This is a genomic window from Solibacillus kalamii (assembly GCF_002174535.1).
In the GTDB taxonomy this organism is placed as follows: Bacteria; Bacillota; Bacilli; order Bacillales_A; family Planococcaceae; genus Solibacillus; species Solibacillus silvestris.
In genome coordinates this window covers 76063-100979 of the sequence record NZ_NHNT01000002.1, presented here as the reverse complement: position 1 = coordinate 100979, position 24917 = coordinate 76063, and the positions used below count along the sequence as shown (strand labels likewise).

The 24917-nt window shown below is 37.5% G+C and carries 25 protein-coding genes, 1 tRNA gene and 1 riboswitch; of the genes, 3 read left to right on the top strand and 23 right to left on the bottom strand.

Annotated features, from left to right (window positions below; translation table 11 throughout):
• Positions 1-532 precede the first annotated feature (532 nt).
• Together CBM15_RS04150 and CBM15_RS04145 are read right to left on the bottom strand one after the other, a co-directional pair.
• The gene (locus CBM15_RS04150; protein WP_087615831.1) at positions 533-1291 is read right to left on the bottom strand and encodes a hypothetical protein; all 759 of its coding nucleotides are present in this window, start codon (positions 1289-1291) and stop codon (positions 533-535) included.
• Between the two features lie 50 nt (positions 1292-1341).
• Positions 1342-2214 carry a tyrosine-type recombinase/integrase gene (locus tag CBM15_RS04145; protein WP_087615830.1) on the bottom strand — a complete coding sequence of 291 codons (873 nt, stop codon included), beginning with the start codon at positions 2212-2214 and terminating at the stop codon, positions 1342-1344.
• Between the two features lie 256 nt (positions 2215-2470).
• On the opposite strand from CBM15_RS04145, the gene CBM15_RS04140 reads away from it, so the two are divergent.
• Entirely contained in the window at positions 2471-3013 is a 543-nt protein-coding gene (locus CBM15_RS04140) for a hypothetical protein (protein ID WP_087615829.1), read from the top strand.
• Between the two features lie 404 nt (positions 3014-3417).
• Positions 3418-4035 (top strand): hypothetical protein, encoded by a 618-nt coding sequence (locus CBM15_RS04135; protein WP_087615828.1) that lies wholly within the window; start codon positions 3418-3420, stop codon positions 4033-4035.
• Between the two features lie 175 nt (positions 4036-4210).
• On the opposite strand, the gene CBM15_RS04130 is transcribed toward CBM15_RS04135, so the two are convergent.
• The 13 genes from CBM15_RS04130 to CBM15_RS04070 all read right to left on the bottom strand — a co-directional run bounded on the left by CBM15_RS04130 (position 4211) and on the right by CBM15_RS04070 (position 14840).
• Positions 4211-5371: a hypothetical protein gene (locus CBM15_RS04130; RefSeq protein ID WP_087615827.1), complete on the bottom strand. Its 1161-nt coding sequence runs from the start codon at positions 5369-5371 to the stop codon at positions 4211-4213.
• A gap of 541 nt (positions 5372-5912) precedes the next feature.
• Positions 5913-6893, bottom strand: coding sequence for a tyrosine-type recombinase/integrase (locus CBM15_RS04125; protein ID WP_087615826.1), 981 nt, complete (start codon positions 6891-6893; stop codon positions 5913-5915).
• A 165-nt stretch (positions 6894-7058) separates the two neighbouring features.
• Positions 7059-7132 (bottom strand) — tRNA-Arg (locus CBM15_RS04120).
• Positions 7133-7305: 173 nt separating this feature from the next.
• Positions 7306-7806 carry a YfcE family phosphodiesterase gene (locus tag CBM15_RS04115; RefSeq protein ID WP_087615825.1) on the bottom strand — a complete coding sequence of 167 codons (501 nt, stop codon included), beginning with the start codon at positions 7804-7806 and terminating at the stop codon, positions 7306-7308.
• A gap of 106 nt (positions 7807-7912) precedes the next feature.
• Positions 7913-8506: an XTP/dITP diphosphatase gene (locus tag CBM15_RS04110; protein ID WP_087615824.1), complete on the bottom strand. Its 594-nt coding sequence runs from the start codon at positions 8504-8506 to the stop codon at positions 7913-7915.
• A complete protein-coding gene (rph, locus tag CBM15_RS04105) occupies positions 8506-9258 on the bottom strand; it encodes a ribonuclease PH (protein WP_087615823.1) in 753 nt (250 codons plus the stop codon). The genes CBM15_RS04110 and rph overlap by 1 nt, the downstream gene beginning before the upstream one ends.
• Positions 9259-9382: 124 nt before the next feature.
• Positions 9383-10183 carry a glutamate racemase gene (gene racE / locus CBM15_RS04100; RefSeq protein ID WP_014823166.1) on the bottom strand — a complete coding sequence of 267 codons (801 nt, stop codon included), beginning with the start codon at positions 10181-10183 and terminating at the stop codon, positions 9383-9385.
• Positions 10184-10199: 16 nt separating this feature from the next.
• Positions 10200-10643 (bottom strand): MarR family winged helix-turn-helix transcriptional regulator, encoded by a 444-nt coding sequence (locus CBM15_RS04095; RefSeq protein WP_008405042.1) that lies wholly within the window; start codon positions 10641-10643, stop codon positions 10200-10202.
• A gap of 73 nt (positions 10644-10716) precedes the next feature.
• A complete protein-coding gene (locus tag CBM15_RS04090) occupies positions 10717-10938 on the bottom strand; it encodes a helix-turn-helix domain-containing protein (protein ID WP_008405041.1) in 222 nt (73 codons plus the stop codon).
• 69 nt (positions 10939-11007) lie between these two features.
• Positions 11008-11451, bottom strand: a complete 444-nt coding sequence (locus tag CBM15_RS04085) for an acyl-CoA thioesterase (protein WP_008405040.1) — start codon at positions 11449-11451, stop codon at positions 11008-11010.
• 140 nt (positions 11452-11591) lie between these two features.
• The gene (gene sdhB, locus CBM15_RS04080) at positions 11592-12368 is read right to left on the bottom strand and encodes a succinate dehydrogenase iron-sulfur subunit (RefSeq protein WP_008405039.1); all 777 of its coding nucleotides are present in this window, start codon (positions 12366-12368) and stop codon (positions 11592-11594) included.
• Positions 12369-12384: 16 nt separating this feature from the next.
• Positions 12385-14130: a succinate dehydrogenase flavoprotein subunit gene (gene sdhA / locus CBM15_RS04075; RefSeq protein ID WP_008405037.1), complete on the bottom strand. Its 1746-nt coding sequence runs from the start codon at positions 14128-14130 to the stop codon at positions 12385-12387.
• A 95-nt stretch (positions 14131-14225) separates the two neighbouring features.
• Complete coding sequence (locus CBM15_RS04070) at positions 14226-14840, bottom strand: succinate dehydrogenase cytochrome b558 subunit (protein WP_065215545.1); 615 nt, start codon at positions 14838-14840, stop codon at positions 14226-14228.
• A 271-nt stretch (positions 14841-15111) separates the two neighbouring features.
• On the opposite strand from CBM15_RS04070, the gene CBM15_RS04065 reads away from it, so the two are divergent.
• Positions 15112-15528, top strand: coding sequence for a YslB family protein (locus CBM15_RS04065; protein WP_087615822.1), 417 nt, complete (start codon positions 15112-15114; stop codon positions 15526-15528).
• A gap of 96 nt (positions 15529-15624) precedes the next feature.
• On the opposite strand, the gene CBM15_RS04060 is transcribed toward CBM15_RS04065, so the two are convergent.
• From CBM15_RS04060 to CBM15_RS04025, 8 genes are all read right to left on the bottom strand, one after another.
• Positions 15625-16857, bottom strand: coding sequence for an aspartate kinase (locus CBM15_RS04060; protein ID WP_087616572.1), 1233 nt, complete (start codon positions 16855-16857; stop codon positions 15625-15627).
• 91 nt (positions 16858-16948) lie between these two features.
• Positions 16949-17127: riboswitch (Lysine riboswitch) on the bottom strand.
• Between the two features lie 32 nt (positions 17128-17159).
• Positions 17160-18950 carry an excinuclease ABC subunit UvrC gene (gene uvrC, locus CBM15_RS04055; protein ID WP_087615821.1) on the bottom strand — a complete coding sequence of 597 codons (1791 nt, stop codon included), beginning with the start codon at positions 18948-18950 and terminating at the stop codon, positions 17160-17162.
• Between the two features lie 134 nt (positions 18951-19084).
• Entirely contained in the window at positions 19085-19399 is a 315-nt protein-coding gene (gene trxA / locus CBM15_RS04050) for a thioredoxin (RefSeq protein WP_008405032.1), read from the bottom strand.
• 365 nt (positions 19400-19764) lie between these two features.
• Positions 19765-20742, bottom strand: coding sequence for an electron transfer flavoprotein subunit alpha/FixB family protein (locus CBM15_RS04045; protein ID WP_008405031.1), 978 nt, complete (start codon positions 20740-20742; stop codon positions 19765-19767).
• A gap of 56 nt (positions 20743-20798) precedes the next feature.
• The gene (locus tag CBM15_RS04040; RefSeq protein WP_087615820.1) at positions 20799-21572 is read right to left on the bottom strand and encodes an electron transfer flavoprotein subunit beta/FixA family protein; all 774 of its coding nucleotides are present in this window, start codon (positions 21570-21572) and stop codon (positions 20799-20801) included.
• Between the two features lie 63 nt (positions 21573-21635).
• The gene (locus CBM15_RS04035) at positions 21636-22409 is read right to left on the bottom strand and encodes an enoyl-CoA hydratase (protein WP_087615819.1); all 774 of its coding nucleotides are present in this window, start codon (positions 22407-22409) and stop codon (positions 21636-21638) included.
• Between the two features lie 14 nt (positions 22410-22423).
• The gene (locus CBM15_RS04030; RefSeq protein WP_008405026.1) at positions 22424-23005 is read right to left on the bottom strand and encodes a TetR/AcrR family transcriptional regulator; all 582 of its coding nucleotides are present in this window, start codon (positions 23003-23005) and stop codon (positions 22424-22426) included.
• Between the two features lie 104 nt (positions 23006-23109).
• Entirely contained in the window at positions 23110-24801 is a 1692-nt protein-coding gene (locus tag CBM15_RS04025; protein WP_087615818.1) for a long-chain-fatty-acid--CoA ligase, read from the bottom strand.
• Positions 24802-24917 lie beyond the last annotated feature (116 nt).

Here is a 24917-nt window from a genome sequence, read left to right as displayed (position 1 = left end):
AGGGAATACACTTTCCTCTACAACATTTACAATAGCACTATCCAATTCATCGATTCTATCTGGTAGCATCTCAACACCACTATTAAGAAATATTTGTAAATTAAATATAACATTTTCCATATAAAAAAGGATATAAACAACATATAGTTTATACCCCCTAATTATTAAAGGTTACACTAAAACAACGTACCCATCGCAACTCTATCCAGTTTTCTTGATTTAATCTTCAATAATTTCTATGTACGTCAACTTCACTAGATTGCTATCGTTTCAAATGCTTTATCGTGGTGTTGACGTAGGGTGGGTAGGCTAGTATTCTTAATACCATTTTTAAAAATATCGGAAATGAGGGGCGGTATTTTACACTTTACAAGCTCCTGCTATGAAACTCCTATACACGTCGCACATGACGTTCTCTTACTCGCATGAAATTATTGTCAATCTAAAACACAGAACCCATCACAGATACTTTTATGGCGTTATAGGTATCTCTCTTGCTCCGTAGCATAACCACTGTAAAACGATGATTTTACTAATTGTCGTACAATAAAAGTGTTGGCATTTCATTTAGTCGAGCTTTAATTTTTTTAGACCAAATAGAATACTTAGATGGTAAAGAATCGATTAACTCATTCAGTTCATTAACATCATCAATCATAAGACTGGGACTGTCTATTTTATTCAAACAATTCCATATTTCTTCCAAAGAAATATCAAGCAAATTACCTCTTTCTAACTCTAAATTTAAATATTTCATGTAATTATGTAAAGCTGGTAAATAATCTCCATTCTGATAATTTCTCGATGCTGTCTCATATACTAAATCCTCTTTTAGTTCACTCAACTTATCTAAACATTCATCCAACTTCTCTTCAAGCTCATTTGTATACTTTTCAATCTCTTCTGCAAGCTCATCAAACGTGTTTTCAATCTCAACTTTTTGAAGTTCATCATACTTTTCAAACTCACTTTTTATGTACTCCAAGAGAGAATTTTTAATATTAAGTAGTTCTGCTTGATTTTTGCTTTGTAAAGCTTCAAACTCTTTCTCTCTAGACTTATTCACAACCCAAAAATTCCCTGCTAAAAAAAGGACTATAAAAGTTCCTGCAAAACTAAGAGCAAAATAAACTGTTGTTAAAACCCTATTATTTGCTTCTAATTGATTTTCATACAATTGCTTATAAAGTTCCAATTCAGAGTTATTTATATTTTCCACACTAGCTTCTACAGTGCCGAAATTAGTACTTAAAATAATTATTATTAGACATAAAGTAACTAATTTTCTCATTTATACCACATCCAATTTTAAAGTTAATACCTGACCTTTAAATCCCTTATTTACAAATACTTATCAATAGTTTTGTCGTTCACTGATAGGTAGTGCTTATTGATTGTTTCTAGGTTCTTGTGACCGCTTTGCTTTGCAATTGTCGCTAGGTCTGCTCCTGCTTCGTGCATGGCTGAAACTTGTGTCTTGCGTAACGTGTATGGCGCAAATCCTAACCACTTATGAATTGACTTTCTGTAAGCAATATCTGATACTTGTACGCTCGTATAATTGTTGTGCTTGTCCACTTTGCCAACTAGGTAACTTTCTGAATCTAATCTATTAGAAGCGATGTACTCCTTTAGAACATTAACAACTTCTAGTGTTAGTCGCTTAGTGTGCCATTCCTTCTGCTTCTTCAAATAAACATTCACCGAGCGGTTCTTTAGGTCAATGTGCTTCACTTGGATAGCAACCATTTCAGAAGGTCTACAAGCTGTTATCAGATTGAATAAAGTAATGGCTTTAGCTCTTGTATCAAGTTTATCAATCATAGCCATGACTTCATGTTTTGGCTGTGCTACTTGACCGCTCACCTGCTTCTGTTCTACATACTGAATGTCATTGTACTTTTGTCGTAGCAGCGCAATACGCTTCTTCTGTTCATCCGATTCAGTTTGACCTAAGACGTTCACTAGAAAATGCTTCACGCTTGCCGAACGTCTGTTGAACGTACTTATCTTTAATCCTGTTTTAATAGTATGTAATAAGTATTTTTCAAGTGCTTCAAATGATAGTTCTATACCTTGCTGAGCTGCATACTTTTTGAATCGTTTGAAGTCGCTTACATACATTTTAGATTTCTTATCAATTTGTTCTTGAATTGCTTCATTGACTTCTCGACTTTTAAATCTGCTATCAAGGTTCACAACTTTTTCACCCACAAAAACACATCCTTATATTAACTTAATTGTTAAAATAAGTATGCAATTCTCAGGTTATGAAAAGCAACCTTTTCGATAATTGAAGGAAATTTTTAGCCTATTCTTCAGAATTTTAATAATAAAATACAATATCAATTATTCCCTTTGCTCAAGGTAATGAACAATTACGGCTTAACTAAAAGTTAAGACTTTCTAGAATCATTTACCATTTTTTCTACAAATGCTATACTACACTCGAAGGTGGTGTTTCAATCAAATGAATAAAAAGAAAAGACCTAATTTTTTCTCTACAATTGAGATGTGTATTTTACTAATAACTATCGGTACTTCTTTTACTATTATAGGGTTATTACATATATTAGAAAAAATAATTGTTACTTCAAGTTTAGTAAGTTCTTTGGCTATTTCGGGTTTATTATTCGTAATTGCTGACTTTTTTAATTACCCTTTAAAACTATTAAAAAATTCAACCGATAAGAAGAGGTTTCTCAAAATCTCATTCAACTTAGTTAGGATTATTTTCTTGATTGCTTCAATTTTATCCTTAACCATATTACCCTATATATTGTCCCCTACCGAAACCTTAGATAAAATCGCTGTAGGGCTCTCAATTATTACTATTGGTTTTACAATAATCAACATATCTTTGAACTACTATTTCCAAAGTTCAGAAATAATCGAATATATTTTCTCAATAGCCGAAAGAGCTGTTACAAGAGCTGAAGAATCTACTGAACATGCTGAAAAAGCAATTACTATTGCTGAAAATTTGATTGAACAGAATAAAGAAAAAATTTAAACCTATGCTCAAACGCATCGAGAATCTAACATAAGAACAACTTATCCATTTCGATTGCGTTGAGCGCTGTTTATATGAACACTTAGAAGCCTCATTTAAACCCTATCGTATCACTATATCGTCAAGCTCCTATGATTCCCCTACATCTCCACAACCGTTTGCTCCTGCTACTGATACATGACCAATTCAACTAACAGACCTCAAAGCAGCGATTATTCGATTAAACATGAGTAATGATTTCTAAAGAGCATAAGTATTCAAACATCATCGAATCGTTGAAAGGTAACAGTGTCACTTTACTGTACTACCAATCTATACATAGAAAACCATTACTATAGTCATTAAACTATTATTTGGAACAATTACTTTTATGTTACAATATCTTTATATTAGGAGGTATTCTCATGAATAGAAAGATTGTTTTTTTGATTGTGACTTTGTTGGTAGTTTTAGGTGGCAGTATTAGTTATTACTTTTGGAATAAGAGTACTGACGAAAAAGAGTATCATAAACAACTAATAAAATTATTAGATGATATAGATTATTCGACGACTGAATCAGCTGTAATTGGAGGTTCCTACCAAGAATATTGGGGAGAGATAATTGACAGAAGTATCCCTTTATCGACTATTAGTGAAGACTTAGAGATTTCCGAAGAAGAAATTGAACCACTTCTAAATTGGTCAAATCAAGCATACTTTGGCGGAGGTCTAGGAATAGGATTAGAAGAAGGTAATTTTGATACTATGATTACTATAGTTCGAATGGCTAAAAGTGATGCAACAGAAGTAGCCTTAAACAATCACGATATTGTTACTAAGAATTTGTCACTTTTAAAAAATCCACCTGCTAAATATGAACAACAGTATAAAGCAGTATTAGATTTATATGAGAACTATAATACTTTTATCAGTTTATCTACATCTCCTATAGGCTCTTACATAGAATATAGTAAGAATCTAAATTCAACATATGAAACTGTGCAAAGCAAGCTACAAACTGCTAAAATTCAAATCCAATAGAAATTATAGTCATGGTAACTGTTCCCTATTATCTTCAACATCAACACTCACAAGTTCACTGAAAGGCTCCGTGAGTGTTTTTCTGTTGTTCTGATAGTTTAAGGTTTGAGAGCTTAATGTATATAGCAACACAAAAACAAATCACAAAATAGTGATGTGCAAAAAATGTTTAATGCTAAAGATAGATTTTTCTAAACCCCCAAGATAGACGCTCCTCATCTTTAATTCTATTAGAAAAGGCATATTGCAATTTATAATGTTCTCGTTCTTTTATTGCATAAACCTTTTGAGAATCACGAATAGCTTTAACATCTGATTGAGCAGGCTCATATCGCTCAATTAGCTTATTCTTAACAGGAAAGCCTAATTCTCTTAGTAAAAATAAAGTATTGAAGATATAGAATCTTTTTTCAATAAAATTGACTTGATAAGCAGGATTGTTTTCTCTCAGTAAAGTTAATTCGATTAATCTATCAGCATAAGCCTTGCGGAATTGTTGCTTATCTATCAACTGTTCTTTGGAAATAGGTTCAATAACCTCAACCTGATAACCAATGAATATATTTTTTAATCCTTTAGAATTAAGCATATAGTCTATTTCAGACTTTGCCTTAATAACACTTTTGTTAAAATGATTCTGATACAAATCATTTCTAGTTATTTTATTGGCAGCTAAAATCTTATCTTTTTCCAAATCTACCTCATCATATTCCGTTTGAGATGGAGAGCTTATAGAATTGTCTAAATGAATGAAAATAGGAACTTCATTTTTTTTTATCTTATTCTGCTTTTCCAAATGCTTAAAGGAATTAGAAACCACATCTTTATTTCTTTTAATAATAGTTGACTTAAAAGTTTCAACTATTTTTTCAACTTCTTTCTTTGAAAACTTTTCTTTCAATATATCAGTTTTTGAAATTTTTTCTAGCTCAGAATTAGAAGCTAACCCAAATAAAGTTGCCCAACGATTAAGCGAATGTGCTTTCCCATCATTAATTTCACTAATAGCTAATGTAAATTGGATGTGGTCTTTCATTATCAAATCTGCTTCCGTCAATTTCTTACCGTTACTAGTACGATTATCTAAAATTGGAATTGCCTTTTCGTAAAGGTTTATAATTTCATACATCACAGGTTGACCTTTTTTCTTTTTCAAACGACTCCATTTGTCACATATCGATTCTACTTTTTTGATAAAAGAATCGTATGTGCCATTTTTCTTCAAGAAACCTTTTTCTAAAAAGTGTGGATTCTTTAATTCCGAACCGTTGTAATCATATTTCATTGTCAACTCAATGAGTTCTTTTTCTGTAAGTATTAACTTATTCTTTTGCATTTTTCTGCTCCTTAAAATTTACCCCCAAATCACTATATAATTAATAGGTGTATGTTTTTAATATATACGTTGATTCAGGGGTATTATGCAATTTTTATTCTTGGGGACGCTGTGGTTCAATATTGCGCATATAGTAATATCTCTCGCTACGCTTCCGATACTTACTATATGAGCAATATCAAACACACTTTTCGTCCGTCCCCAAACCCCTCGACGAATGTTTATGCTTTAAGATTTAATTCTTTATTTCTTTTAGTACATACCGTTTCTTTATCTTTAAAATAGCGTCCACAAAATTAGTATATCATCAAAATGACACTCCAGCAACAATTTAATAGTACTTTAGAACTTAGTATCAGCAATACTAATCTAATTATACAGTTCTTTATAACTAGTATACACGTTACTAATATTTTCTCTATTCCAAAATAATTCTTCTTCAAATTAAAAAGGAGCTAGATTATATATCTAGTCCCCCAAATCCTCTATACCAATCAACGAGCTACGCAAATTCAATTTCGAGTGTGCTATCTAAATTAATCTAGAGGTATTGTCTTAAATCCTTAGCTACTTCCTCAACATCTATGTCTAAGTAAAGCGAGGTAACAGCAAGTGAGCTATGTCCTAGAGCTTTAGAAATTATAGCGACACTTGCACCCTTTTCATGTAATCTCTTCGCAAATGCTCTCCTAATTGCATGAGCATTAATATTCTCTAGCCCAAAACGCTTCGAATACTTTGTTAATTGCTTTGAGATTGCATTGTTTGTCGATTTAGTATTCAAGGAGGTTCCTTTAGATGATATAAATAAGTTTTGATTCTTCTCTCCATAGTGTTCTCTGATTTTATGATTACATTGGATAAGCATACGATATAAGCATAATAGCTGCTCATCTAGTGGCAACTTAAGCATTTGATGGTTCTTCAAAATTGCACCATTAAGTACAAGCATCTGATTATCCCAATCAATATGATTTTCATCTAGTTGCCCTAACGTGTTAATCCGAATACCCGTCTTATACATTGTGAGAATTGCTGTAGCATCTCTAAGCCCAATGAATGTACTTTTATCAATCAATGACACTAAGATAGCGATGTCATTTGGCTTAGTACCTTTTTTAACCTTCTTATCTACCTTCACATTTATTGACTGCCAAAAGTTTGAACTGAGCCAACCATTGGTAAAACACTTACCTAAAAATGATTTCAAAACCTTTAGGCGTGTTAGTTTGGTTTGATTCACTACTTGCATACTATTGAGCCATGAGTAAACTGTGTCTACTGTAATATCTTCTAAGTAGGTTACTCTTGTACTCTTAGCAAAGTTCGATAGCACCGTATCATAATCTTTAAGCGTTCGAGGACGATACCCACTTACTTGCATTTGATTAACAATTGTTGCTAACGCTTCATCAAATGGCTTATATCGAGCTGTAGATACTTTCTCGCCCTTAATAGATGCTGTTAATTCAGTTGTTGATAAACTAAAATCTACATCGAATAATCCCGACTTTTTAGTCATAAAAAAAATCCTCCATTCATGTGAATTAGAAGATACTTTCGTTCATATAGAGTGCGTAATTTTGGGTATAAAAAAAGGGATTCTGCATCAGTGACCGAAGCCCTGACCGAAGCCCTAATTTCTCACAAACCCATATGTATCAATGGTTTGTGTACGTTTTATGTACGTCCCAGGAGGGATTCGAACCCCCGACCGACGCCTTAGAAGGGCGTTGCTCTATCCAGCTGAGCTACTGAGACATGTTTTTCATCACCAATTGGTAATTAAGACATTTTTTATTATATGGTACATTTCATTTAAAGTCAACAATCTAATTCAAAAAAATTATTATTTAACTAAAATAATTTTATGTTCTCTAAATTCTGCATTAAAAAAGTGAAGTCCTCTTTAAATCAAGACTTCACTTTGATAATTAACGCTCATAAAATAATTCATCAATCAAATTATTATTATCATCATAACATTGTAATGTAAAATGCGTTGGAGTTGTTGTAAGTGTGACAAATGATTTTTCTTTTATCCGTCGAGGCTTCAGTAAGCTACCCGGATTAATAAATAAAATGTCATCGATATATTCCGCGCCAAGTATATGTGAATGACCAAAACATACGATTTGTGCGCCGACTTCCTTTGCGCGGTAAATCAGTTTCATCGGAGAGTTTTTCACATCGTATAAATGCCCGTGTGTCACATACACACGATCTCCATTTACCTGAAACAGCATCTCCTCCAAATAGTTCTGGTCATGATCACAATTCCCTTTCACACACTCTATCCCTCGCATAAGAGGATGTGCATACGGCAATTCACTATCGCCACAATGGATCACTTTATACGCATCTGGATGGTAGCCCTTTACACGTTCAATGATTTCCTCGTCACCATGTGTATCACTCATAATCAATAGCTTCATTCGTATCCACATCCTTTACATTTCTATACTTAGTGTGACAGCATTGAAATAAAAATTCAATCGTTATTAAACAAATTCTTACAATTTCCAACAATTGCCTGAATTGTTATATCAGAAATTCCGCTAACTGCAACGCCAGTTTACGAATGGCATTGCCTCGGTGTGAAATGGCACCTTTTTCTTCGGCAGACAGCTCAGCCATATGCTTTTCCAATGCAGGTACATAAAAAATAGGGTCATAACCGAATCCGTTTGTTCCCTTCTTTTCATGCGCTATCATACCTTCACATGTGCCAAATACCGTTTTCGTTTCCATATTTGGACCTGCAATCGCCAATGCACAGCAGAAACGGGCTGTACGCTGGTCTTCCGGAACGTCCTTCATGTTTTCGAGCACTTTCACCATATTTGCTTCATCGTCATGATCACCGGCATATCGTGCTGAATACACTCCAGGCTCACCATTTAATGCATCGATCGCTAAACCGCTGTCATCAGCAATTACGATTTGACCGAGCATCTTCGCTAATGTTTCCGCTTTTAAAATTGCGTTTTCTTCAAAAGTCGTACCTGTCTCTTCAATTTCCACATCTGGAGCAACCTCAAACATTGTGACAACTTCATAGCCGAATGGTCCGAATAGTGCTTCAAAGTCTTTCGCTTTTCCTTTGTTCTTTGTTGCGATTACTACTTGTTTCATTATGCTTCCACCTTTCCAATCAAGTTCGCGATGTCACCTAGTGCTGTTTTCTGCATCTCGATTAGCTGCGCAATCCCGGCTTCTCCTAAATCGAGTAATTCATTAAGTTCTGAGCGGCTGAATGTCGCTTCTTCGCCTGTTCCTTGTAACTCCACAAATTCGCCGGCACCTGTCATAATAACGTTCATATCGACTTGTGCAGCTGAGTCTTCTACATAGTTTAAATCCAGAACTGCGCCAATATTTTCTAGTTTTCCGACACTAGTTGCAGCTAAATAATCTGTTACTGGAAATTTCACGAATGGCTTGTCAATGCCTAATTTCGCAATTGCCTGTGTCATCGCTACAAATGCACCTGTAATCGATGCCGTACGCGTTCCACCATCTGCCTGAATCACGTCACAGTCAATCCATACCGTTTTTTCACCAAGAGCTTCTAAATCAACGACAGCACGTAATGCACGGCCGATTAAGCGTTGAATTTCCATCGTGCGGCCACTTACCTTCCCTGCAGAGCTTTCACGACGTGTGCGTTGCTCTGTAGCGCGTGGTAGCATGGAATATTCAGCCGTAATCCAACCTTTACCTTGTCCACGTAAAAAACCAGGTACTTTTTCTTCAATCGTTGCATTACAAATCACCTTTGTATTTCCAACGGTTATTAATACCGAGCCTTCCGGATGCATTAAATAATTATTATCAATTTGAACTGGACGTAATTCATTCACAGCTCGTAAGTCATGTCTAGTCATTCGTGACCTCCTCAATTTGTTCGCGCACTTATCTTATCACAATTTAAGGAGTGTCTAAAGCAGAAAAGCAAGACATAGAAGGAAAAAGCTCAAATTAGACAAAATGCCTAATCTGAGCTAATAACTATTTTTCGAATGTAATTTTACGTATATCCAATTCACCTTTTTCCAGCCAACGTTCTGCTATGGAACGGAAAATCGGCACGGAACCAGATGCATGCAGAATATGCTTCGGCGGTTCTTCATCTGTTCGTAATTGTCCTGTATAGCTTAAAATCGCTTCGACATCTTTTGCCGTTTCTTCGGCAGATGACAGGACATGAACTTGTGAGCCTACTGCTGCCTCAATTTGCTTTTGTAAAATAGGATAATGTGTACAGCCTAAAATGACTGTATCAAATCGCTCATCTTCAAGCGGCTTTAACCCTTTCGCAACGAGATCATACGAAAATTGGCCTTCGTATTCGCCACTTTCAACGAGTGGCACAAATGTAGGACAGGCAAGTGGAATTATTTTCGCTTTTGTCGACAATGATTTCACCGCTTCTTCATATGCGCCACTTTTGATCGTGCCTTCTGTCGCTAATACGACAACTTCATTGCGCTTTGTCTTTTTTATGGCCGCTCGTGCCCCTGCATTAATAACTCCTAAAACCGGAAATGGCATATGTTTTTGCAGACTTTCCAATGCAACGGCAGTCGCAGTATTACATGCAATGACAAGCATTTTCACATTCATCTTTTCGAGCGCTTTTGCCATCTCCCATGTAAAATTGCGGACTTCTTGCTTTGTGCGTGGCCCGTAAGGACATCGCGCCGTATCACCTATATAATATATTGTTTCATTTGGCAAAAGCTCCATAATCGCTTTTGCCACTGTTAATCCGCCAACTCCGGAATCGATAACACCAATTGGGGCATTCACTTGTACCGCCTCTATCCTATTTCATTAATAAATGTAGTTTTTGTAATGTTCTTGATAATTGTTCAAACTCTTCTGCGTTAAATTCCTGTGTAATATCCCGCAAATAATTTTGACGCTTAAAAATTACTTCTTCGATAATTCTTTCGCCTTCAGGTAAAAGATGAATCCGTACAACACGTCGATCATTTTCGTCACGTACACGCTGTACCAATTCATTTTTCTCCATCCGGTCCACTAAATCTGTTGTTGTCGAAAATGCTAAATACATTTTCGTCGACAAGTCACCGATCGTCATATCACCTGATTCATGCAACCATTGCAATGCAATAAATTGCGGAGGCGTAATCGTATAATTGCTTAAAATTTCTCGACCTTTTTGTTTGATTAAGTGTGAAATATATCTCAGTTCTTTTTCCAGGATTGCTACAGATTCAGAGCTATGTGTGCTGTGATCTTTCATCTACTCCATTCACTCCTCGATGCGTTTCATAGTTCTATTTTGAAGTTTTTTTTATAAAATAGCAAGCATCGAATCAGTATATTGACAATTCCTGAAGTCTCAAAAGCTCAAGAATCGCTTGCGTACGACTTGATACACCCAGCTTTTGAATCGTATTGGAAATATGATTACGAACGGTTTTTTCACTAATGCCTAGCTTCGTTGATATTTCCCGTGTTGAATAGTCCTTTATTAATAGCTCAAAAATCTCGCGTTCTCTTTTTGTTAACAGCGAACGATGCTGCGGACGATTCATTTTGCAACACCCTCCTATCCTCTTCTTTGTACATTATGTCGAAAATACAAAGCAGGTGAGGGCATTTAACTATTTCCCAAGCAATAATTTTTTTTGCTCTTCCAGTAGAGGGACACCTTTCCCCGTGTCACTGCTCAATTGTACAAGCGTTCCGCGCCCCGTATAGCATACTTCATCTTTTTCATTTTTCACCAAATAATGCAAATCAATTGAAGATGTGCCGATTGATGCCGTTTTAACAAAAATTGTAAGTTCTTCATCAAAGAACACTTCTTTCAAATAATCGCACTGAATGTCTGCCACAACGAGCATATTTCCTGTTTCCGATCCAGCAGTAAAATTAAATCCTAATGCTTTAAAATATTCGATACGTGCATACTCGAAATAGGCAAATACTTTTGTATTGTTTACATGCCCGTACATATCTGTTTCTGAAAATCGTACCTTTACCTTTGTAGAAAATGAAAACCCTGCCATCCACTCTGCTGCATCCTGAATATATGTAGCTCGCATAAAAAATTCCCCCTTTGTTTGATTAGCTCATCATCCCCTGATAATGAATACCCATTCATTATAGCATAATTTGTCTGAAGCAAAAAGCAATCAAAACAAAAAGACCCTCACCTAAGTGAGGGTCAATTATATTCATTCGATTAGTCAACCATGTGGTCAGAACCGAAGAAGTTTTTGAACATTTGAACTGTTGTTTCACGGTTAAGTGCAGCAATAGATGTTGTTAAAGGAATACCTTTTGGACAAGCAGCTACACAGTTTTGAGAGTTACCACAGTTTGCAAGACCACCGTCGCCCATGATTGCATTTAAACGCTCGTCTTTATTCATTGCACCAGTTGGGTGTGTGTTGAATAAACGTACTTGTGATAAAGCAAATGGACCGATGAATGATGCTGATTCAGACACGTTTGGACATGCTTCCATACATACACCACAAGTCATACATTTTGATAATTCATAAGCCCATTGACGTTTGCGCTCCGGCATACGAGGACCTTCGCCTAAATCATAAGTACCATCGATCGGTACCCATGCTTTAACTTTCTTAAGTGCGTTAAACATGCGCTCACGGTCTACTTGTAAGTCACGGATAACCGGGAAAGTTTTCATTGGCTCTAAACGAATTGGTTGAGTTAACTTGTCTACTAATGCTGAACAAGATTGTTGCGGACGTCCATTGATTACCATTGAACATGCACCACAAACTTCTTCCAGACAGTTCATATCCCATGATACTGGAGTCGTTTTTTGACCATCAGCAGTAACAGGATATTTTTGAATATGCATTAGAGCAGAGATAACGTTCATACCAGGACGGTAAGGAACTTCGAACTTTTCAACGCGTGTAGCACCATTCTCATTGTCTTGACGAACGATTTCTAACTTAACTGTTCTACCAGTATTTACTGTTTCCACTGTTTAGTTCCCCCTTCTACGCTGAGTAGTCGCGTTTACGTGGTGGAATTAACGAAACGTCTACTTCGGCATAAGTAATAATTGGTTCGCCCGTTGCCGGATCGAACTTCGCCATAGTTGTTTTTAAGAAGTTTTCATCATCACGTTCTGGGAATTCAGGCTTGAAGTGAGCCCCACGAGATTCGTTACGTAATAATGCACCCTTAGTCATAACTTTAGCTAAATATAGCATGTTCTTTAACTGACGAGTGAAGTGAGCACCTTGATTCGACCATTTTTGTGTGTCGTTAATGTTGATGTTTTCCCAACGCTCTTGAAGCTCAGTTAATTTCGCATAAGTTTCTTCTAATTTTGCGTTTACACGTACAACAGTCATGTTGTCAGTCATCCACTCACCAAGCTCTTTGTGTAGCAAGTAAGCGTTTTCTGTACCATCCATATTAAGGATAGCTTCCCATTTCTCTGTTTCTTCCTGTACGCGACGCGTGTAGATTTCTTCAGGTAAATCTTCTGCATGCTTTTTAAGTCCTTTAATGTACTTAACAGCATTTGGACCAGCAACCATACCACCGTAAATCGCTGATAATAATGAGTTCGCACCTAAACGGTTTGCACCGTGTTGTGAGTAGTCACATTCACCTGCAGCGAATAAACCAGGGATTTCAGTCATTTGGTCATAGTCAACCCATAATCCACCCATTGAATAGTGTACCGCTGGGAAGATTTTCATCGGTAATTTACGTGGGTCATCACCTACGAACTTCTCGTAGATTTCGATAATACCACCTAATTTAATATCTAATTCATGAGGATCTTTATGGGATAAGTCTAAGTATACCATGTTTTCGCCATTAATACCCAACTTTTGATTTACGCACACGTCAAAAATCTCACGTGTTGCGATATCACGTGGTACTAAGTTACCGTAAGCAGGATATTTCTCTTCTAAGAAGTACCAAGGCTTACCGTCTTTATACGTCCAGATACGTCCACCTTCACCACGAGCAGATTCAGACATTAGACGGTTTTTGTCGTCTCCAGGAATCGCTGTCGGGTGAATTTGAATCATTTCACCGTTTGAATATGTTGCACCTTGTTGGTAAACAATCGATGCTGCAGAACCAGTGTTGATTACTGAGTTTGTTGTTTTACCGAAGATAATACCAGGACCACCTGTTGCCATAATTACAGCATCAGAACGGAATGAGCGAATTTCTTCAGAACGTAAATCTTGTGCTACGATACCGCGGCAAACGCCTTCGTCATCAAGCACCGCACCAAGGAATTCCCAGTGCTCATACTTCGTAACTAAACCAGCTACTTCGTGTGCACGAACTTGCTCGTCTAGGGCATATAATAATTGTTGACCAGTTGTCGCACCAGAGAATGCTGTACGGTGCATTAACGTACCACCGAAACGACGGAAGTCAAGTAAACCTTCTGGAGTACGGTTGAACATTACACCCATACGGTCCATTAAGTGGATAATACCAGGTGCTGCATCACACATACCTTTAACTGGTGGTTGGTTCGCTAAGAAGTCGCCACCATAAACTGTATCATCAAGGTGGATCCATGGAGAATCCCCTTCACCTTTTGTATTAACTGCTCCGTTAATTCCGCCTTGTGCACATACAGAGTGTGAACGTTTAACTGGAACCAACGAGAATAATTCAACTTCAGTACCAACTTCAGCTGCTTTAATCGTAGCCATTAAGCCAGCAAGACCGCCACCAACGACGATAACTTTACTTTTTGCCATGATTATTTCTCACTCCTCATTAATTGCTAAAAACTTTTACTCATATTTCATTCCATCTAGGATCTTAACTATGTAGTAGTGAACAAGTTAAGTGATTAGACGAATGCTAAGATAGCTGCAACACCAACGATTGCTAATACTACGAAAATTAACAACGTAACATAAGTTGCGATTCGTTGAGATTTGTTAGATTGCGTAATACCCCAGCTTACTAAGAACGACCATAAACCGTTTGCTAAGTGGAATGCTGCTGAAACGATACCTAAGATGTAGAATACTAACATTAATGGATTGTCAACGATTTCAACCATCATATTAAATTCAACTTCAGTACCGAATGCTTTTTGGATACGTGTTTGGAAAATATGCCACGCAATGAAGATTACAAGGAAAATACCTGTGAAACGTTGCAGTGCAAACATCCAGTTACGGAATGTGCTGAAGCGTCCAGTATTGTAAGTTGCAGTAAATGCAATATACACTCCATAGAATCCGTGGAACATTAATGGAATATAGATAATAATCCATTCCATCGCTAACAACAACGAATGTGGAAGTAATTCCATAACACCTGTTGCGTTATTGTAAGTTTCTTCACCGCCAACTGCAGTGAAGTTCAGAAATAAGTGGAACACCAAAAACAACCCGACAGGAACTACACCTAATAACGAGTGTAAGCGGCGCCATAAAAATTCACGATCTTTCGACAAAACTGTTACCCCCCTTAGTACTTGAAATACACATGCACAACGTCTCAAATTTGTAAAAGTTGTGATGTTGACTGCGCATTTCATCATGGTACAATATTATGACATGTCCATTGTACTCTCAACAGATACTAGCGTCAAGGCAACGCGGGATATTTTATAATCATTTTAAAGGCGGTTTTACGCTGTTTTGAGAACCGTTTTTTCTGCTTATAACTCATTTTTTCATGAAAGAATGAAAATTATAAGAAAATTTATGAAAGAGGTTTTTTATATGGAAGGGTACAAAATGAAAACGATTCCAACTTTTGGGTACGAAATCATTCGTGACCATCTTCTTCCTTCTATTTTAGGTAAGCATGAAGAAGATGTTTTATATTGGGCAGGTAAAGAAATTGCAAGAAAGTTTCCATTGTTTTCAATGGATGAACTGCCTTCATTTTTTATGGAAGCTGGCTGGGGCCAGTTAGTTCTGGAAAAAGAAACGAAGGACGAACTTCATTACATACTTTTGTCGACAGAAGAACTGCCACTCAATATTGTACAACGTTGCTTCCGTCTTGAAGCTGGCTTTTTAGCAGAACAAAAACAAAAGCAGCTTGGCTATTTGACGGAATGCTATGAAGAAAAAGATAATGACAAACATGTCGTAAAATTTACGTTAAAATGGGATTTAAAAGAGAAGATTTAGCCTTCACCTTATCATAATCAATTATTGCTGAAGCAGCAAATTTACTCAATAAAAAAGCTGGAAATAAGCCATTACAGCTCATTTCCAGCTATTACCTTAAGAAGCGGTTACTTCTTTCATCGCCAAATTGAATTCCTCATGCAACACATTCGCAGCACGAACCATCTCATCCTGTGGGATAACTACAGACACTTTAATTTCTGAAGTACTGACCATTTTTACAGGAATATGTTCGCGACCCAAGCGTGCAAACATGCGTGCGGCCACTCCCGGATTGGATGCCATCGCAGAACCGATAATAGATACTTTCGCTAAACCTACTTCAAAATCCGCAAAACTAAAGCCAAGCGACAGTTTACTAGTTTCCAATACCCGTAAAGCTTCCGCAAACTCATCTTTCGAAATTGTAAAGGAAATGGTCGGCTTCACGCCATCAATGACTGCTTGAACAATAATATCCACATTGATATCATTTTCTGCTAAAACACTAAACACTTCTGCCAATGACGCGGTTTCATAAGAATCATAGCCTATCGTCAAACGAATTATATCCGATTCGTAGGCTACCCCGCGTACAAGTAAGTTTTTCTCCATGTCTACATCCCCTTTAATAAAAGTGCCTTCCACGTCCTGTACGAAAGAGCGTACAATGAGCGGTATATTATATTTTTTGGCAAGTTCAACCGCACGTGGGTGCAAAATTTTAGCTCCTAAATTTGCAAATTCCAACATCTCATCATAAGAAACTTCCGGAAGTTTCCTGGATTCTTTAACAATTTCTGGGTCTGCCGTGAAAATCCCTTCAACCGATGAAAAAATCTCGACACGCTCTGCTTCAAGAGCAACCGCCAATGCAACCGCTGAAGTTTCAGAACCCCCTTTGCCGAATGTTGAAATATTATCTGTCCCCGTAACTCCTTGAAAACCAGCTACTACGACGATTTCTCCTAATGCTAAATGTTCCTCAATCCGTTTACTATCAACATGACTGATCCGTGCATTGCCATGTTTTTGATTTGTTTGAATGCCTGTTTGCCAACCAGCAAGCGACACCGCTTTACCACCATGCTCCTGAATTGCCATCGCCAGCATTGCACTTGTCATTTGTGCTGCTGATGCGACAAGTGCATCCATTTCCCGTTTCGATGGCTCATCGGTAATTTCGGCAGCATATTGTCGGAATTCTCGTCGTAAAGCGGGCATTGAAGAAACGACAACGACTAAGTTTATGCCACGTCCTTGCTCTTTTATCACTTTTTTAGCCACCTGTACTATTTTTTCCGGTGTAGTCAATGCCGGACCACCAAACTTTACTACAACTGTCTCCATTTTTTCCCCTCCTTGAATAAAACCGAAAACAAAAAACGGCTTTCCATGTTCATGGAAAGCCGCCGTCAATACAAATAAATAGTTATAAGTTTTTCAGGATAGCCCTCCAGAACAAAAAGCTCTGACAGTTTTACATCTCTTAAATGCAAAACCAGCAAACTACGCGAACAATACGCACTTCACTTCGGCAGGACCCCCTTTCGATTGCTGTCAATGGAATTGTTCTTCCTCAAGCAATGTACTATTGAATACTGCGCCTCTATCTTAGTAAATATTGAATTGTCTTAAATATTAGCATAACACTATTCTTTATTCAATGGTACTTCATGAAAATGGCGATAAATAACTTCCGCCAATTTTGCCGGAACACCGGACTCCTGCAGTTGCAGCTCGCTTGCTTCGCGAATTTTTTTTACGGACCCAAAATGTTTCATAAGTTGCTGCTTCCGCTTCGGACCTACACCTTCAATTCCATCAAGAACCGAAGTAATCGCATTTGTCTGATGCTGCTGACGTAAAAATGTGATTGCAAATCTGTGCACCTCATCTTGAACGCGCTGCAATAAATAAAAACCGTCACTTGTACGCTTTAACGGAACAACTTCCGGCGGCGTACCAAATAAAAGCTGGGACGTATTGTGCTTTTCGTCTTTTGCCAGCCCCGCTATTGGAATGACTAGCCCAAGTTCGTCTTCAATTACTTCTCGTGCAACTTCCATTTGCCCTTTTCCTCCGTCTATGAGAATCAGATCAGGCAATGGCAGATTTTCCCGCAATACACGTGTATAGCGGCGTCGAATAACTTCCTGCATCGCACCATAGTCATCATGTTTAGCCGCTTCTCTAGTTTTATATTTCCGGTATTCCTTTTTCGCAGGCTTCCCGTCTATAAAAACAACCATTGCTGAAACAGGATCAGCTCCATGCATATGACTGTTATCAAATGCTTCAATTCTTAACGGCAATGGAATTTGCATCGCTTCGGCAAGTGCTTCACAAGCCCCCACTGTCCGCTCCTCTTGACGTTCAATTAACTGGAACTTCTCGTGAATGGCGATTTCTGCATTTTTCATCGCTAGATCAACAAGCTCTTTTTTTGAACCGCGCTTCGGTGTCACTACTTTAACATCCAACAGCTTTTGTAAAATTGTTACGTCAATCGATTTCGGAACAAAGATTTCTTTTGGTAATAAATGATGCGGCTGTTCGTAAAAACGGCCGACAAATGTTAAAAATTCCTCTTCCGGCTCATTATAAATCGGGAAAATCGATACATCGCGCTCAATGAGTTTGCCTTGACGCACAAAAAATACCTGGACACACATCCAGCCTTTTTCCACTGCATAGCCAAATACATCCCGGTTGCTCAAATCATCTGTTACAATTTTTTGCTTTTCCATAATTTGATCAATATGGGCGATCAAATCACGGAATTCCTTCGCACGCTCAAACTCAAGATTTTCGGCAGCATCGATCATTTTTTGCTGAAGATCTTGCTTTATTTCTTCGACTCCTCCGTTTAAAAACTTTGAAATCTCATCGATCATTTCGTCATACACTTGTTTTTCAATGTCCTTTACACACGGTGCCAAACATTGCCCTAAATGATAGTACAAGCATACTTGATTAGGCAGATGTGTACATTTACGAAGCGGATACAAACGGTCCAGTAATTTTCGCGTTTCGTTTGCTGCATAGGCATTCGGATACGGTCCGAAATATTTTGCTTTATCCTTCTTCACTTTTCTTGTCGTAATAATACGCGGGTATCGTTCGTTCGTAATTTTTATATAGGGATACGTTTTATCATCCGTTAATTTCACATTATATTTCGGGTCATGCAGCTTAATTAGATTCAGTTCCAGAATAAGGGCTTCCAAATCGCTTGAAGTCACAATATACTCGAAGTCTTCAATCTCACTTACTAGTCTCGCTGTTTTGCCGTCATGGCTTCCCGTAAAGTAAGAACGCACTCGATTTTTCAATACTTTGGCCTTACCGACGTATATAATTGTGCCTTGACGGTCTTTCATAATATAGCAACCTGATTCGTTCGGTAATATTTCTAGTTTTGCTTTAATGATTGCATTCATCTTCTCACCTGTTTAATATGTCCTTTCTTTATTTTAACTGATTGGAGTATTAGAAAAAAGCCGTACACCTTATACGGCATACGGCTTTTTGACATATCAATTGCGCCTTGGCGTTTGAATAGCCAATGGTTTAATTATTTGTTGTCGTTAATGAAATCGATTAACGCTTCTTTTGGCATGAAGCCAGCAGTTTTTGCTTTTAATTCACCATCTACGAATAATAATAATGATGGGATTGACATGATTTGGTAATCAGCAGCAGTACCTTGGTTGTTATCTACGTCCACTTTTACGATTTTAACATCGTTACCGATTTCTGTATCTAATTCTTCAAGAACTGGAGCGATCATTTTACATGGTCCGCACCAAGTAGCCCAAAAGTCTACTAAAACTGTGCCGTTTGAAATTTCTTGTGGAAATGTTTGATCTGTCGCGTGTACAATTGCCATATTAAATAGCCTCCTTAAATAACATATGGTTGTAGTATAGCATGTTTTCCCAATTAAACAGTAGTAAAATGCTTGGGAATATAAAGGCACCGGATTTTAACGGTTGTTTTCTGATGCTTAATAAATTTTTATTAGCATTTTTTATTAGTTATTTGAAGACATATACCCTTAGTTTGAACATGTTAATTCTTTATTTGAAACTGTGGTTCCGATATTTAACATTTTATTAGAAAACATACTACACATAAGATCTTTTAATTTATACTGGAATTTCTGATACAGTTATTAGCACCATTTCCCGCATCATATACATTAACTCCTTCAAAAAAAGCTCCCTTCAAAAGAAGGAAGCCCCTAATTAAATATTATGCATTTACTTTAAGCGCTTTAAACTCTTCGATTAACATTGGCACTACCTCGAATAAGTCACCAACAATTCCATAGTCCGCTACTTTAAAGATATTTGCTTCTGGATCTTTGTTGATCGCAACGATTACTTTAGAGTTTGACATACCAGCTAAATGCTGAATCGCACCAGAAATACCTGCAGCGATGTATAGGTCAGGTGTTACAACTTTACCAGTTTGGCCGATTTGTAATGAGTAATCGCAATATTCTGCGTCACATGCACCACGAGATGCGCCAACTGCTCCACCTAGTAAATTAGCAAGCTCTTTTAATGGCTCAAAACCTTCTCCGGATTTAACACCACGACCACCTGCAACTACTACTTTCGCTTCTGAAAGGTCTACACCTTCAGTTGATTTGCGCACAACTTCTTTAATGATTGTACGTAAATTTGTAATATCCACTGAAACTGATGATACTTCACCAGTACGAGAATCGTCTTTTACTAATGGTGGAATATTGTTTGGACGGATTGTCGCAAAAATAATACCATCTTTGATTTTTACTTTTTCAAATGCTTTACCAGAATAGATTGGGCGGACGAATACTGTATCATCACCAGCTCCTTGGATTTCCGTAACATCTGAAATTAAGCCAGATTGTAGGCGTGAAGCAATTTTTGGCGATAAGTCTTTACCTAAAGAAGTATGACCGAAAACGATTGCTTCTGGATTTTCTTGTTCTACTACTGCTAAAATTGCTTGGCTGTAGCCGTCAGATGTATAGTTTTTCAAGTGTGGATGTTCTACTGTAATAACGCGGCTCGCTCCATATGCGATTAATTCCTGCGTAAAATCAGCTACTGCATCCCCTACTAATAAACCTACTACTTCACCGCCGTCAGCGATTTGTAAACCTGCTGCAATTGCTTCGAATGAAACGTTACGTAAGCTCCCTTCGCGAACTTCACCTAACACTAAAACTTTCTTTGACATAGAATATCCCTCCATTACCATCTTCGTAAAAATTTTCGTACTCTAGTTGACTTCTATTAGACTACTTTTGCTTCGTTATGAAGTAAGTTTACTAATTCTTTTACCTGTGCAGAAAGATCGCCTTCTAATACACGACCAGCCGCTTTTTGTGGCGGTAAGTAAATTTCAACTGTTTCTACTTTTACTTCAACATCGTCTTCATCGATATCCAAATCATCCAATTCAAGTTCTTCAAGCGGTTTTTTCTTCGCTTTCATAATACCTGGTAAAGATGGGTAACGTGGCTCGTTTAAACCTTGTTGAGCTGTTACTAATAATGGTAATGATGTTTCTAATACTTCAGCGTCCCCTTCGATATCACGTACAATCTTAACGTTCGTGCCGTCGATTTCCAATGAAGTAATTGTTGTTACGTAGTTAATGCCCAGCAGGTCTGCTAAGCGCGGGCCAACTTGTCCTGAACCACCATCGATTGCTACATTTCCTGCTAAAATTAAATCTGCTTCTTTGTCTTTTAAATATTCCGCTAAAATATAAGCTGAAGAATATTGGTCAAGCTCATCTAAATCATCTTCTGTATTAATTAATACCGCTTCATCGGCACCCATTGCTAAAGCTGTACGTAACTGCTTTTCTGCATCTTCGCCACCGATTGTCACAACTGTTACTTTACCGCCTAATGCGTCGCGCTTTTGAATTGCTTCTTCAATTGCGTACTCATCGTATGGGTTGATGATGAATTCTGCACCATCTTCTTGAATTTTACCGCCGGATACGACGATTTTTTCTTCTGTGTCAAAAGTACGTTTTACTAATACAAAAATATTCATAATCTAGACCTCCTAAAAGCTTTTTAATTTTAATCCCGAAAAAACAGGGAAGAATACATTTTTTTATTTGCCAGTAAATACTGGCTCACGTTTTTCAATAAATGCTTGGATTCCTTCTTTAGCATCTTCAGAAACAAATACTTCACCGAAACTGTTTGCTTCAGCATTCACTCCATCGTAATAAGATGATGGTTTCGAGTAATTCAGCATTTGGATTGCTGCTTTAAGAGCAATTGGTGATTTCTTCGCAATTTTTCTAGCGATTTTCAATGTTTCCGGCAACAGCTCTTCATCGGAAAAAGCACGATTTGCTAATCCCCATTCTACAGCTTCAGCCCCTGTAATCGGGTCGCTTGTAAACATCATTTCCGCTGCCTTGGCTACACCAACATATCGTGGTAATCGCTGTGTTCCTGCAAATCCAGGTATTAAGCCTAATGATAACTCAGGTAAGCCTAATTTTGCCGATGCGGTTACAAAACGCATATGGCATCCCATTGCAAGTTCCAAGCCGCCGCCTAATGCTGCACCGTGGATTGCGGCAATAACCGGTTTACTGAATGTTTCAATACGCTCGAAAACATCTTGTCCATTTTTCGCCAATCCTGTAAATGCTTCGCCTGACTGTACGCTCGTAAATTCTTTAATATCTGCACCTGCAGAAAAGAAACGTCCTTCGCCATGCAAGACGATGACACGTACATTTTCATCTTCTTCGACAGCGTCTAAAAGTGCATTCACATCATGGATCAAGCCTTGTGAAAGTGCATTTGCTGGTGGTCTTGAAATTGTTGCAATTGCGACCCCTTCTTCTACTTTCCAACTTAGAAACTCCATCCTCTACATCCCCTTTATGCTTTTAGTGCGTTTAGCAGTAATTGCTTCACTTTCGGAGCTTGCTCTAATAAATCATATCGATTTTCATTCATTACCCAAGTTGTCGTAATTTCGTCAATTGTGCCAAACACCATTTGTCTCGCAATACGAACATCCATCGTCTGGTTGAATTCACCATTTAGCATACCTTCGATTAAAATTTGATCTAGTAAAATTAAGTATTCTTTTAGAATAGAATTAATTTTCAGTCTAATTTCTTTATTCGATTGCCGTAGCTCAAGTTGAGTTACAGTTGCCAAGTAGCGATCACTTGATAGAACACGGAAATGATTTTCAATCATTTTACATAACTTATCGGAAGCAGTTTCCCCACTTTTTATTATAGCCTGTAAATTCTCTACGAAAATACCCATTTTTTCCTGGAATACAGAAATTAAAATATCTTCTTTGTTTTTGAAATATAAATAGATTGTACCATCAGCAACCCCAGCTTGTTTGGCTATTTTTGAAACTTGGGCTTGATGATAGCCGTTTTCAGCGATAGCAATGACTGCTGCGTCTACTATTTGCATGTATTTGGGTTTGTTTCGTTTCAAGCAGATCACCACCAAAAAAAATATGAAAACATGAATGACCATTCATTCATGTTTTCATATTATAATTTGTTCTGCATTCTGTCAATAGTTTGCTAAACAATTAATTAATTTGCTTCTTGTTGTGCCATTTTCTGTTTCTCTTCTTCAATAAGTGTACGACGTAAAATTTTTCCTACTGCTGTTTTCGGCAGCTCTTGACGGAATTCATAGAAACGCGGCACTTTATAAGCTGCTAGGTTTTTACGGCAATACTCATTCAGTTCTTTGTCTGTAACAGATTTACCCTCTTTAAGAACAATGTATGCCTTTACAGTTTCTCCACGATACGGATCCGGTATACCGGCTACTATACACTCTTGAACCGCCTCATGCTCATACAGCACTTCTTCTACTTCACGCGGGTAAATATTAAATCCGCCTGCAATTATCATATCTTTTTTTCGATCAACAACATAGAAATAACCCTTTTCGTCCATATAACCTAAATCACCCGTTAAAAACCAGCCATCTGCAAATGTCATTGCTGTTTCTTCAGGACGATTCCAGTAACCCTTCATAACTTGTGGTCCTTTTACCGCTATTTCGCCGATTTCACCGACAGGCAATACTTCCGATTCACCTGAACGTAAAATAACCGCTTCTGTATTCGGCCATGGTAAACCGATTGAACCGTTGATACGGTGATCCCAAATCGGATTGGCATGTGTAACTGGAGAAGTTTCTGTTAAGCCGTATCCTTCTACTAAACGACCGCCTGTCAATTCTTCAAACTTTTCCTGTACTTCCAGTGGTAATGCAGCGGAACCGCTTAAACACGCTTTAATTGATGACAAATCATATTTTGCTAAATCCGGGTGATTCAACAAGCCAATATACATTGTTGGGGCGCCGGGGAATAACGTTGGTTTTTGTTTATCAATTGTCTTCAATGCTTGCTCAGCATCAAATTTCGGTAATAATACCATCTTGCCTTGCTGCATGACCGATAAAATTAATACCGTTGTCATACCATATACATGGAAGAATGGAAGTATGCCTAAAATTGTTTCTTCACCTTTTTTACATTTATACATCCATGCATCACACATCAACGTATTTGCAATAAGGTTTTTATGTGTTAGCATAACACCTTTCGGGTAACCTGTTGTACCGCCAGTGTATTGCAATAGTGCCAAATCATTTTCAAAATCAAAGTCTTGTTCGATTTTATCCGTTTTGGCCATTTTCATAATTTCTGTAAACAGGTGATTTGTTCCGCTATGTTCCACTTTTACACTAAAGCCGTACTGTTTCTTTTGGATGAACGGATACACTAAGTTTTTCGGGAAAGGCAAATAGTCTTTAATTCCTGAAACGATGACATTTTCTATCTTAGTCTCATGTAATATTTTCATTGCCCTCGGGTATAAAATATCCATTACTAAAATCACTTTAGCTCCGGAATCTGCCATCTGATATTGCAGCTCCCGCTCGGTATAAAGGGGATTTGTCTGTACGACAACCCCACCGGCATACATCGTACCATAATAGGCAATGACCGCTTGCGGACAGTTCGGCAGCATGATTGCTACACGATCCCCCTTCTCCACCCTTAGAGAACGCAGGTAGTTCGCAAACTTCAACGCTGATTCATAAAGCTCTTTGTACGTAACCTCGCGCCCCATAAAGTGGATAGCCACCTTATTAGGCATTGACTCAAATGCTTGTGTTAAAAACTGGTGCACAGGAATTTCCGGCAGCTCAATAGAATGTGGTACTTCTTTCGGATAGCTTGCCAACCAAACCTTTTCTGTCATAAAACTCCTCCCCTTTACTAAAGCTTTACTTGTTTACATCATTATAATGAAAATTGGAAATGGTTTCAAACTATTTTCATAGATATACACATTATATTCTCGATAATGCATATATT